At 40.2% G+C, this 12,717-nt stretch carries 11 protein-coding genes; 6 read left to right on the top strand and 5 right to left on the bottom strand.

The features are described 5' to 3' along the window. Positions 1 to 50 precede the first annotated feature (50 nt). Entirely contained in the window at positions 51 to 1,157 is a 1,107-nt protein-coding gene (locus tag ATC1_RS13340) for a uroporphyrinogen decarboxylase family protein (protein WP_062283277.1), read from the top strand. Positions 1,158 to 1,647: 490 nt separating this feature from the next. Here ATC1_RS13340 and ATC1_RS13335 read toward each other — a convergent pair whose 3' ends face one another. The 4 genes from ATC1_RS13335 to ATC1_RS13320 all read right to left on the bottom strand — a co-directional run bounded on the left by ATC1_RS13335 (position 1,648) and on the right by ATC1_RS13320 (position 6,768). Further along, positions 1,648 to 3,291, bottom strand: a complete 1,644-nt coding sequence (locus tag ATC1_RS13335; protein ID WP_062283274.1) for a DUF4153 domain-containing protein — start codon at positions 3,289 to 3,291, stop codon at positions 1,648 to 1,650. 62 nt (positions 3,292 to 3,353) lie between these two features. Next, positions 3,354 to 4,475 carry an aminotransferase class I/II-fold pyridoxal phosphate-dependent enzyme gene (locus ATC1_RS13330; protein ID WP_062283271.1) on the bottom strand — a complete coding sequence of 374 codons (1,122 nt, stop codon included), beginning with the start codon at positions 4,473 to 4,475 and terminating at the stop codon, positions 3,354 to 3,356. 176 nt (positions 4,476 to 4,651) lie between these two features. Then, a complete protein-coding gene (locus tag ATC1_RS13325) occupies positions 4,652 to 5,206 on the bottom strand; it encodes a YbhB/YbcL family Raf kinase inhibitor-like protein (RefSeq protein ID WP_201777293.1) in 555 nt (184 codons plus the stop codon). A 362-nt stretch (positions 5,207 to 5,568) separates the two neighbouring features. Further along, positions 5,569 to 6,768, bottom strand: coding sequence for a hypothetical protein (locus ATC1_RS13320; protein WP_062283267.1), 1,200 nt, complete (start codon positions 6,766 to 6,768; stop codon positions 5,569 to 5,571). A gap of 826 nt (positions 6,769 to 7,594) precedes the next feature. Here ATC1_RS13320 and ATC1_RS13315 point away from each other — a divergent pair. After that, positions 7,595 to 7,999 carry a hypothetical protein gene (locus ATC1_RS13315; RefSeq protein WP_062283264.1) on the top strand — a complete coding sequence of 135 codons (405 nt, stop codon included), beginning with the start codon at positions 7,595 to 7,597 and terminating at the stop codon, positions 7,997 to 7,999. Positions 8,000 to 8,124: 125 nt separating this feature from the next. Here the strand turns inward: ATC1_RS13315 and ATC1_RS13310 are convergent, their stop codons facing one another. Next, entirely contained in the window at positions 8,125 to 9,306 is a 1,182-nt protein-coding gene (locus ATC1_RS13310; RefSeq protein ID WP_062283261.1) for an iron-containing alcohol dehydrogenase, read from the bottom strand. 283 nt (positions 9,307 to 9,589) lie between these two features. Between ATC1_RS13310 and ATC1_RS13305 the strand changes: the two genes are divergently transcribed. The 4 genes from ATC1_RS13305 (at position 9,590) to pdxT (ending at position 12,689) form a co-directional block, all read left to right on the top strand. Continuing rightward, positions 9,590 to 10,591: an NAD(P)/FAD-dependent oxidoreductase gene (locus tag ATC1_RS13305; protein ID WP_236688139.1), complete on the top strand. Its 1,002-nt coding sequence runs from the start codon at positions 9,590 to 9,592 to the stop codon at positions 10,589 to 10,591. A gap of 17 nt (positions 10,592 to 10,608) precedes the next feature. Continuing rightward, a complete protein-coding gene (gene trxA / locus ATC1_RS13300) occupies positions 10,609 to 10,944 on the top strand; it encodes a thioredoxin (RefSeq protein ID WP_062283254.1) in 336 nt (111 codons plus the stop codon). A 309-nt stretch (positions 10,945 to 11,253) separates the two neighbouring features. Continuing rightward, positions 11,254 to 12,126, top strand: a complete 873-nt coding sequence (gene pdxS / locus ATC1_RS13295) for a pyridoxal 5'-phosphate synthase lyase subunit PdxS (protein ID WP_062283251.1) — start codon at positions 11,254 to 11,256, stop codon at positions 12,124 to 12,126. Then, complete coding sequence (pdxT, locus tag ATC1_RS13290; RefSeq protein ID WP_062283248.1) at positions 12,123 to 12,689, top strand: pyridoxal 5'-phosphate synthase glutaminase subunit PdxT; 567 nt, start codon at positions 12,123 to 12,125, stop codon at positions 12,687 to 12,689. Before pdxS ends, pdxT begins: the two co-directional genes overlap by 4 nt. Positions 12,690 to 12,717: the final 28 nt, after the last annotated feature.

The raw sequence follows: 12,717 nt of genomic DNA, 5'->3' as shown, positions 1-12,717 counted from the left end.
GTTCTTTTTGTTAAAAATCTCTTGAACGAAATTATGAAAATGGAGGAGTGATGAATTCACGGGAACGCGTTTATGCTGCATTGCGTCATGAAAAGGTGGACAGGGTTCCGATTTTCATGTGGTTTCATCCGGAAACAGCCAGACATTTAAGCGAACTGTTGGAGATACCTGTCGATGCAGTCGGTGATGCGATGGGCAATGATATCCATCAGACATGGGTGAACAATAATCTTGCCATGGAGGGAATCGTTCATGATCAGGATGGCGAATCCCATGTTGATGATTGGGGTATCACCTGGACGAGAAGCTATGGCTTCAATCAAATTACACATTTCCCGTTGAAGAATAAGACCAAAGAGGAAGTACTGGCATATCAGTTTCCGCTATCGAAAATTGATGAGTTTATGAATCGAATGGTTCCAATTGCAGATACGCGAAACCATTATTTTATAGGTTGTGATGTGTCACCATGCGCATTTGAATTGTTATGGCGGCTGCGCGGTATGGATTCTGTATTGCTGGATATGATTGAAGATCCTGAATTTTCACAGATCATGATCAACCGTTGTATTGATTTTTCGATCCAATTAGCCGAAACAGCCTGCAGTCGATACTCGTTGGATTGGCTCTGGACTGGTGATGATGTGGCGTCTCAACAACAAATGATGTTTCGCCCGAACCTGTGGCGACAGATGATCCGTCCCGGATTACAACGTCTGTTTGATGTGGGCAGATCACATCATTTGTTCGTCGCTTATCATTGCTGCGGCAGTCTGCGTCCGATTATTCCCGATCTTATCGAGATGGGATTGAATGTCCTCAATCCAATTCAGAGCAACTGCCCTGGCATGGAAGCGTTGTCACTGAAACGGGAATTCGGCAAAGATTTGACCTTTATGGGCGGAGTCGATACCCAGCGATTGCTTCCCAACGGGACGATTCGGGAAGTTCGGGATGCAATTCATCAGCTTTTGAGCCAAATGGAAGCGCAAAACGGCGGATATATTCTTGCCGCTTCTCATACGATACCTCCGGAAACTCCGGATGAAAATATTTTTGCCATGTATGAAGAAGCCGGTTTGAGCAGGGAAGCGATTTTTGATCAGGCTGCGCAAATCAGGAGAAAAATCCGGGAAAATACCGAAAAAATTCGTTAGAAATAAAACCATACACTTTTTTATGGATTACCAGCAATTTGAAATATGGAAATTAGGAGACACGAATAAAAATTGTCTAAAAATATTAAAGACTTTTACCTTCATTAATGATGATTTATATGAAATTATTTGATAACAAGTCAAATGGAATGGATCAAATCTGTCATTGCGAGTCCCTTAGAGACGAAGCAATCTTCTACCATATGTGGGAATAGATTGCTTTGTCGGGCTAACGCCCTCCTCGCAATGACAGATTAATCTATGAATTATTCATCCTATAAATCTTTGGCACAAAGCGCAAAATCGACACAACATCATATAATTCTTTCCATAATTCGAATTGATGGCAAAACCATAAGAACAACAAATTTTCTTGATTGATTCGAAAAGTCAATCCATATTTCGAATTGCTGATGGGTTATCCATTCCATCGAAAGGTGTCTGTTTATTGATGGAATGAAATAATCCTCGTATTGCCTGGAATAAATTCCTACTGTTTCAGTAAAATTCCATCAAAAAATGCATATACTATTTTCCCCTCATCATCTGTCGAAAATTGGATCAGAGAAAAGTAAATCGTGTCGCCTTCCTTTGTAACCAGGCGATTTGATAATTCAGCCATTTTTTGTTCATCCTTAGGATCTACTGCCAGAAATTCCTGAAAAAGGTTTGACATATCTACAGTGATAACAGATTTTTCCTCGACATTCGTAAATGGAACGGCATTCAGGGTTACCGGTTCCTGATTGGAGTAATAATTGATTTCACTCAAACTTCGAAAATCCTGGATATCAATCCCATCAAGCGTAAATTGATGGACGAAATTCCGTTCCTGGTTGAAAACCTTCTGAAATTGAACGCTGTTTTCAATGCTGCTGATTTGTTCCGCGCTGAAATTCCCAAGAATCTTTTTCGCTTCGTTGGAATCTTTCAAGAAGAAATAAGCGCCAGCGATTCTTCTTTGTTCTTCCGGTGTCCATTGTTCAAACGGCGCAGTATTTATCTTGTTTAATGATTGTTGTTGATTGTGGATCGAACTGCTGAACATATTTAGACCTGGGAGGAGTAATGCGAAAAGTGTAAAGATCGAAAATATGATCAAGATTAACTCGGTCTGCCCTTTTTTCAGCCAATACAATAGGATATAGGCGGCTTCAAAGATGATCATCACAACACAAAGATATCGGAGTGGCGTTAATCCATATTCAAAAATTCGAATTCCTATCGAATAAGCCTGAAGGCCCAGAAAAGGGATGAAACTATAAGGCAATTTCTTTGTGATTTTGGTGAGAAGATTGTCTTCTTTAAAATATCCTGCCATCGTCCAGATTGGCAGTCCTATTGTGAACAAAGCAGCGATGATCCTGAAAATTTCGTTGGATGGAATAATCTGGGTAATGAAAATTCGCGCGATATATAAATAGATGATCGCGAATGCCACAATGAGCAAAATACATAAAATGTATTTCACGATGATGCTGAAAAAATTGGATATTTCTTCTCTGAGGTTATGTAACGAAGACAGAAATCCAATTCCGATAACGCTGCTGTTGATCAGCAACTGCGACCTTATCATGGAGTCATAATTCTTTCCATCCAGAATCAGAAAAATGAAAATCAGAGAAATCAGCGATACACCGGCAGAAAGAACCGCTGCGATAATTCCAATTTTGGTAATGTTTTCAATAACACGAGTTAAAAAATGGCTGAACAGGAAACCGGATTTTCGGTAACTTCCATAAATGCCGAAAACGAACAGAATGATCCACCATGCAAGGATAGCCCTTGCGATCTGGTATTGATTCGGATCAGCAGCGATTGACCAGAAGGTGCTATCATTTTTTTGAGCCAGGAATACGAATAAGAGAGCTGGAGCTGCAAAAAATCCGATAAAAGCCCAACGAATTTTTTTCTGGAATGGAAAATAGACTTCGGACAGAAAAGCTCCTGGTCCCCAGAGAATGAGAAAGGGAAGCATTGTATTTAACAGGAATTGATAATTTTGGTCTTTTTGATCGATGACAATCGACAAGATGATCGAAATGAGAATAATCAGCGCAGCGGTAGCTGGAAATGTGTGTAATGTAATTTCTATTTCACTTGATAAATGATTATAAATCGATCTAAATTTCATATTTTTCTTTCTTTTGATAATTTTCCATACTTCAAATTATGAATTTTGCTTCCGTTTTGAACTCAAATTTCTTTCCTTCTTTTCAAATAACCATCCAATTGTTCCAACGCCTCCGGAAAATTTTCACGACCAAAACCAATACGAAAATGTTTCGTGTCAAAATCATATACGTAAGAAGGCAGTAAAAGGATTCCAGCCTTTTCAATGATTTCCTGACAGAAACCGGTTGAGTCTTGATTGGTTTTCAATTTTGGAAAACCAATGGTACCTGCTTTCGGTTTTATCCAATCCAGCATTTCCGAGTGTTTTAATAAAAACGAATCCAATACTGACAGATTTCTGTGAATTCTCTCCAAATGTTCACTGATGACTTTATCTTTGTTTCTTAATACGATGATGGATAGAATTTCGCCTGGAGCGTTGCTGCAAATCGTAGTGTAATCTTTTTGTTCAGCGATTTTTGAGAACAAATCGCGGTTTCTTGTGACAATCCAGCCGATTCTTGCTCCTGCCAGTCCAAATGTCTTTGACATTCCCATCAGCGATACTGCATTTTCATAAATTTCACAGGCAGCCGGAAGCCGATTTGAATCATCGTATTCCAGAAAGCGGTACATTTCATCGGAGAACAGATATAGATGATGGCTTTCTGCAAAGGAAATGATTTTTCGAAAATCCTCATGCGAAGGCAGAAAACCTGTCGGATTGTGAGGGAAATTAATCACCAATAATTTCGTATTTGGCCGGATATGCGATTCCAAAAAATCGGGATTAAAGCGCCATCCATTTTCTTCCTCAGGAGTCCAAAGCGTGACTTCACATTTCGCATTTTGAGCAATTTGGTAAAGTGATTGGTATCCAGGAAATGTGCAAATAACATGGTCCCCTTCATCTAAAATGGCGTTCATGGTCAGGAGGATTCCTTCTTCGGGAGCGGTTACCAGACACTGTTCTGGTTGAATTCCTCGATATAATGACGCAATTTCTTCTCTCAGCAGCGGGTGCCCCAACGATTCGGTATAACCGAGATGCAGGTCGTCCCATAACTGTCTGGTTTCTGCATCGGCCATATTCAGAATAGAATTCAGCGATAATCCATCGCAGTCAGAACAGCAGAGTAAATGACGGGCTGTAAATTCATAACGGGCAAAGTAACGTTCCAAATGAAAAGGTTCAAATTTCAAGATGATTTTTCTCCATTTTTTTTATAAAAAAAATTACAACAAAATAGAATAATTCGAAAATATTGACCGATTATTCGAATCGAGTGAGAAAACCAGTACCTGGTTAGCGAATAAATGAACGAATCAGGAAAATATTGAATTTATTTCTTTCATACAGGCGCTTTTTATGTTTCGAATTATTCTCTTTTATATAATCCGATCAACTCAGCCTGAGCGAGAATGTGGTTTTTCATCGCTGTTTCGATGGCTTTTTTATCCGGATGGTCGAAAACAGGTAGAACTGTATTTAATGCGTATAGTTTAAAATAGTAACGGTGTGTACCTGATGGGGGACAGGGACCTCCATAAGACGATTTACTAAAACTGTTTTTCCCCTGTAAACCATCAGGCACGTCATCTTCTTTAATTGTGGAAACATCAGGCGGAATGTTGTATAAAACCCAATGAACCCACGTTCCAGCTGGAGCATCCGGGTCATCAACAATGAGTACAAAACTCCGCGTACCTTCAGGAATTTCAGAAAATGCCAGCGGCGGATTGATGTTTTTCCCATCACATGTATATTTGGATGGAATAAATTGATTGTTATCGAAGGCGACACTGGTTATCTTCATCGTTGCGTCCTTTGTCTTTTCTTGCTGGAATGACTGCTGTGAATAATTACCTGCAAAAAAAAGGAAAGTTGTCATCCCGATCATAAATAAACAATCAATGAATTTACTCTTTTTCATCGATTTTACCTTTATATCACACCGATATCAACATTATATAATGAAACCAGAAATTTCAAATATAGAATGGAATAATTGTTGTGTTGTTTATGCACTTCGCGCATAAACAACACAACAGGTTCTTGTTTTTGCTTAAAAAATTTTTCCAAAATTCGAATTACCGGAATGAAACCTGTCATCGCGAATAACCTAGAGCGAAGCTATCTTTTGAAACTTACCGAAACAAAGCTTTGTCCAGTGAGCGCTCTTCTCACAATGACAGATCCATCTATGGATCATTTATTTAAGAAATCTTTGGCATGAAGCAAAAAACCATAAAAACAGTTAAAAATCCTTCCCGCTTTTCGAATAGCAGAGGCGTATTAGTATGGGCCTAAACCTGGAATCAAATATTTGTTATAGGAATTGGTAATGGTGCAGATGACATCTTCGCCATTATTCAGAATGATTGAATTTCCATTAAAGAGCGGAATTTCGATCCCTTCGCGCGTTCTACAATTCCATTCGCTGCGGTCATAATCATCCGGATCAATATCGAAATTGTTAACAGTTGCGTTTAATGAATACATTACTCCGGCATGAACCGATTGCGGTATTCCGGATTCAAATATTTTAAGGTTGTCATCGGCAGCGGCAGTCATTGACCAGTCGGATCGTTTTGCCAGTCCATCCCCTTTTACATGGTTGATCAACGTTAGAATCGGATAATTCGGTGTGCTTCCCAAGCTTCTGGAATTTGTAAATGTACAGGTAACAATTTCATTTTCTGCAATGTTGATATTTGAGGCAATCTGACTTTTTCCCAGGGAACTGGTGCAGGCTGATTCAGTTCTCCATCCTGTTATGCCAGTCTGCGTCAAACTGTAGATCCCAGGCATCGGATAACCGCTCCATTGCAGCGGGTAAATGGCACTATTGGAATATGTATCATCATTATCATCATCAAGTGTAAAATACTTCTCTGCCATTGCGGATGACTGCCCTATTAATGAATATTGAAAATCCTGGGGATCCACATCTGAGAGTGTGTCTTCTTTAATGATGAGGATGGGTGTACGCGGGCGACTGAAAAAATAGCATTGGACATCTGTGCTGTCACCTACTTCGATCTCCTGGATTCCGCGATCGTCTCCATCAAGGTAATCCAAATCCAATTCATAGCTGTCAGTTCCTGTGCAGTATCCATATACAAATGTGTAAAAGGAGGGAACAACCGGGATATTCAGATTAACATAAGCAAAAGAGCTGGTGAGTGTGACTGTATAAGGTCCTAAGACTCCTTGCGCATTGGTTGTTCCGGTTGAAGGAGATATACTGCCACCGCTTGAAACGGATGCCTGGAATGACCATCCACTACCTGGAAGCTGGTCATTATCGCTGTTGGATTGTGTATTATTGCCATTCAAGTCGATTATATTGTGAATGGTGACTGTGCTGGATGCTTCCACTGGCGCTGCGGCCATCAGAAGAAATACCGCTAAAATGGATATCAAAATTATTTGAATATAGCGGGTTCTATTAACAGCGTGATAACGTTTATTTATATGTTTTTGATTTTGCATTTTTCAATTGCCTTTCGATAAAAATTTGCAGTAGAGACTACTTTTTTATTGTTTTGAAAACATCGAAGCTTTTTCGCTTCTCATAAATCCACAAAAAAGAGGACTGTTTTGATTGAAAACCAATTGGATTATTATCATATGGATGATTGCGACGATTTTATAGAGAAAGTTGCAAGATTTATTCCATATGTCCCTGAGATTGATCAAGAACAGCTAATTTCCAAATGACTGTCAATCGACATCCAAAAATTCATAACAATAAGAATTTTTTTCATTTTATGAATTGCCGGATTTATTAACATTCAGTCCAGTAATTCCTATGAAAATAGAATTCAATTTTCATTATCGGATGTGTAGTTTCTTTCCTCTGCTATTCGAAATATTGATTGATCTGTCATTGCGAGGAGGGCGTCAGCACGACGAAGCAATCTCTTACCGGATGGAGCTCTGCCCTACATGTAGCTGGGAGATTGCCACGCCCCTTCGGGGCTCGCAATGACAGGTTCCTTATAGTAATTCCTATGAAAATAGAATTCAATTTTCATTATCGGATGTGTAGTTTCTTTCCTCTGCTATTCGAAATATTGATTGATCTGTCATTGCGAGGAGGGCGTCAGCCCGACGAAGCAATCTCTTTCCGGATGGAGCTCTGCCCTACATGTAGCTGGGAGATTGCCACGCCCCTTCGGGGCTCGCAATGACAGGTTCCTTATAGCAATTCCTATGAAAATTGAATTCTATTTTCATAGGAATTGCTGATGTATTATTTGAAGGATGGATTTTTACAAGAGAATGATACAATACTAAAAAAAATACGAGTGAGAAAATGAATCAATTTCAGAACAAATTCAATCAATTTATGCGCGGTCGTTATGGAAACGATCAGCTGAATATCGCAGTATTAATCCTTGGAGTCATCCTTTCGCTAATTTCCTCTTTGGTCCGAATTGAAATCCTGATGCTTCCGAGTTATATTCTTTTGGGATTCATGATCTATCGTGCATTTTCCCGCGATTATCTGCGCAGAAGTAAGGAAAATTCATGGTTTCTAAAGTATTGGTATCCGGTTGAGAACTGGCTGCTGCGGCAAAAACGGCAGTTGAAAGAGATGAAAACGTATAAGTTTTATCGCTGTCCTGAATGCCGACAAAAGATTCGCGTACCAAAAGGAAAAGGGAAAATCTGCATCACCTGTCCAAAATGCCGAACAGAATTTATTAAACGGACATAACACGATCACTATAAAAAATGGCAATTTTTCATTGCTTACTACAATGATTCGAGATATAGGAAGGATTGATACTTATTGTGTTGTTTTTGCGCTTCGCGCAGAAACAACACAATAAGCAGTCAGTTTTATCGGTCAGCCAATTGATAAATAGCCAGCACATCTTCCCAGGTAAGTTTTTTCAATCCGCCGATTTTATTTTCTTTTCCAAATGCAAATCCGGTAGCCTTCTTCGCCATCAATTCAAAGTTTTCGCTGTCAATGTCAATTTCTTTCATGGATAATGGCATTTCCATTCTAGAATAGAAATCCTCCAGCCTGCGAATCCCTTCCAGCGCAATCCATTCCTGATCACGGAAACTGCCTTCAACGCCCATTACATTGACAGCAAATTGAACGAACATCGGTAAATTGGTTTGATAGACATATTTCATCCAGGCTGGGGTTACGACGGTCAGACCTGCCGCATGCGCAACGTCATAGATTGCGCTCATCTCATGCTCCATGGCATGACAAGCCCAATCCTGCTCTCTGCCCAAATTTAGAAATCCGTTATGTGCCAGTGTGCCAGAGAATGCCACTTCAGCCCAGGCGTCATAATTTGTATGGTCACGTTTCAGGATTAAACCGTTTTTCATGATCGTTTTCATAGTACTTTCCGAAAGTCCATCGATCAAGTCGGTATGAGTCGTATTTGTAAAATATCTTTCCATAATATGGCTCATCATGTCACAAACACCGCAGGCAATTTGAAAATCCGGAAGTGAAAAATAAATTTCAGGATTGATGACACTGACAACCGGACGAATTTTTTCGTCACCATATCCCAGCTTGCGCTGTGTCTTTTCATCCGATATGACGGATCGGATACTGGATTCTGATCCTGTCGCAGGAATGGTTAATACCGTGGCAACCGGCAGCACAGTATCGGGATGTTTACCGGCTGCGAAGAAATCCCAAACATCGCCATCATAAGGAACTCCCATGGCAATGGCTTTTGCGGAATCGATTACGCTGCCGCCTCCTACAGCCAGGATGAATCCGATTTTTTCTTTCCGACAGAGATCGATCCCTTCATGAATCAATGATAGTCGTGGATTTGGCTTTACACCGCCCAGTTCAATAAATTCGATCGATTGTTCTTTTAGGGAACGGATCACATCATCATAGATGCCATTTTTTTTAATACTTCCGCTGCCATAATGCAGCAGAACTTTTGATGTGAACGGTTTAATCAGGCTTCCGATTTGTTTGTGGGTATCTTTTCCGAATACAATTCTTGTTTTATTCTGATAGTCAAAATTCAGCATCGTTCTCTCCTTATTCGTTGCCAATGGGTTACAAAATTAACGTAAGAATAATTATAGTCAGATTTTTCATCGTAATTCCAGCGATTCGAAATATGAGAAATACTATTTATTGAAGTATTGTTTTTACGCTCTGCTCAAAAAAACTCAATAATACTCTTTTTTCTGAAAAGACTTTTCGCAATTTCGAACTACTGCAGCGGATTTGATGAATTTGGAAAACCCATTGTAACTTTCTTTTGATTTTTGCATCTAATATCAATGAAGAAAAAAAATGGAGCTGATGATGGAAGATAATCAAATAAAAAACAATTCAAATGAGAGTCAGAAAGCGTCTGCAAATTATGATGTTGTGATCATCGGCGGCGGTCCTGCCGGTTCAACTGCAGCAATCTATGCAGCCCGCTCAGGATTAAAAACATTGGTTGTGGACAAAGGATTGACATCCGGAGCACTTGGTATTACTTCAAAAATCGTCAATTATCCCGGAATTGTAGAAGAGATCAGCGGCGCACAACTGGTTGAAAAAATGCGGGAGCAGGCAAAATTATTCGGAGCTGAATATATTTCTGATAAAGTGATTGGGGTTGATCTACAAAGTGAAACGAAAAGCATTTTTGGAAATGGAGGCGTATATAACAGCCGATTCGTGATTATCTCCACGGGGTCGATGGGAAGAGGGGTCAGAATTCAAGGAGAAGATCGGCTGCTTGGTCATGGCGTTTCCTATTGCGCAACTTGTGATGCGGCTTTTTATCGAAATAAAGATGTTGTTGTCGCAGGAAATACTGATGAAGCGATAGAGGAGGCTTTATTTTTAACCAAATATGCGAATCAGGTCTATTTCCTGTCCCAGACGGAACGTTTGGCTGCACCGCAAGAACTTGTGGAAACGCTGAAGAATCATCCAAAAGTTATTCTATATGCAGGAACAAAACTAAAAGAAATTATTGGCGAAAATCGCGTAGAAGCTGTATTAGCGGTTCAATCGGATCAGCATGAGGTATTGCTGAGCGTTTCAGGTGCATTTGTGTACTTGCAAGGCGGCAGACCGGTGACAGATTTTATTCAGGGACAACTGGAAGTTTCACAAAGCGGATGCCTGATAGTGGATTCCAGTTTTCAGACCAGCATTCCGGGAGTTTATGCTATTGGGGATGTTTTATGTACCCATGTAAAGCAAGTAGTTGTTTCTGCCGCAGAGGGTGCTATAGCTGCAATGGCAATTGAAAAAGAAATAAATGGCCGCAGTCGCATGATGGTTGATTGGTCAGAGAAAAAACAATAAAATAATTGGAGAAAAAAATGAACAGTGTTATTCATGTCAATGATGATCAATTTGAAGAAGTAGTATTAAAAGCTGAGCTTCCGGTTCTTGTAGATTTTTGGGCTCCCTGGTGCGGGCCTTGCCGGATGGTTGCTCCATTGTTAGATAAAATTGCGTCAGAGTATTCCGGTAAAATCATTGTGGCAAAGGTCAATACGGATGAAAACAGCCAATGGGCGGTCAATTATCGTGTTCAGGGTATACCGACAATGCTTTTTATTTCCAAGGGGCAAGTTGTAAAAACACAGGTAGGCGCTCTTTCCGAATCAGGGTTGAAAAACCTGGTGAATGATTTCCTTGCTGGAAAAAACTAAGTTATCACCGGAAAATGTTTAATAAGGTTCGTAAAAAACTTTATTGATGAAATTAAAAAAAGAAGTGTTGATGCGATCTGATGAGGATCAGCCTCAACACTTTTTTTTTATTCGAATGCAGCGTGCTTTGTGTCATAAATATCGTTTCACAGTGGTTCGAAATATTGAAAAATTGGAGTTGAATGGTTTCTCCGGATAATAAATTCCGTCAGGGTTTGAAATCGATAAATGTAATCATTCTTTTTCAAACGTGATGTTCTGTAGTGAAATTATGAATGTATTAATCCAATTATTACAACAGGTGAAACAATGAATGAACGTTATGAATTAAATAAAAATCTTGCACAGATGCTGAAAGGCGGTGTCATCATGGATGTGACATCTCCGGAACAGGCACGCATTGCTGAAAATGCCGGTGCGTGTGCAGTGATGGCGTTGGAACGGATCCCCGCGGACATTCGGGCAGCGGGCGGCGTATCGCGCATGAGTGATCCGAAGATGATCAAGGAAATCCAGCATGCTGTATCCATTCCCGTCATGGCAAAAGTGCGAATCGGGCATTTTGTTGAAGCTCAGATTCTGGAAGCAATTGAGATTGATTACATTGATGAAAGCGAAGTGCTTTCACCGGCAGATGATTTGTTCCACATTGACAAAACGAAATTCAATGTTCCATTTGTGTGCGGGGCAAAGGATCTGGGCGAAGCCTTACGAAGAATTTCTGAAGGGGCTTCCATGATTCGCACAAAAGGGGAACCTGGAACAGGCGATATCATTCAGGCTGTCCGTCATATGCGGATGATGATGTCACAAATTCGACAAATTCAAAACCAGCGCGAAGATGAACTTTTTCATACAGCTAAAGAACTGCAGGTATCCTATGAACTCGTTCAGTATGTTCATGAGAATGGAAAACTTCCGGTGGTGAATTTCGCGGCAGGCGGTGTTGCAACACCGGCTGATGCTGCTTTAATGATGCAATTAGGCGCAGAAGGCGTTTTTGTGGGATCAGGAATTTTTAAGTCCGGAAATCCAGCAAAACGGGCTGAAGCTATTGTTAAGTCGGTAACCAATTTTAATAATCCTGCCTTAATCGCTCAACTCTCTGAGGATTTAGGGGAAGCCATGGTCGGTATTAATGAACAGGAAATTGACCTTTTAATGGCGGAGCGCGGCAAATAATGATCGGTGTGCTGGCATTACAAGGTGGTTTTATCGAACATATTCATGCCCTTGAAAAATTAGGCGTCCCTAATTTTGAGATTCGGGAGATGGGCGATTTGGAGAAAAATAAGCCGGATGGGATCATTCTTCCAGGCGGCGAGAGTACAACGATCGGAAAATTATTGCACAGCAGCGGACTTTTTCAATGTATCGATGATCTGATACGAAGCGGTGTACCGGTTTTAGGCACTTGTGCCGGTATGATTCTGCTGGCAAAAAGAATCGTCAATGATGATCGTCTTTACTTTCAGGCCATGGATATTTCGGTGAAAAGAAATGCTTATGGAAGGCAGCTTGGAAGTTTTTGCGCGGTTGAGAATTTTGAAGGAATTGGAAGAATTCCGATGACGTTTATTCGTGCGCCATTTATTGAGCGAATCGATGATGAAAATGTTCAAATCCTTTGCCGCATGGATGACCATATTGTTGCTGCAAGACAGAAGAACATGCTCGTTACTTCTTTTCATCCGGAACTGACCGATGATCTCAGGGTACATCAATACTTTTTGGATAAATTCTAAACAAATTGACTGCTCTGAATTGATTTCC

This window comes from Flexilinea flocculi (genome assembly GCF_001192795.1).
Classification (GTDB): domain Bacteria; phylum Chloroflexota; class Anaerolineae; order Anaerolineales; family Anaerolineaceae; genus Flexilinea; species Flexilinea flocculi.
This window is presented reverse-complemented; position numbering and strand designations above follow the sequence as displayed.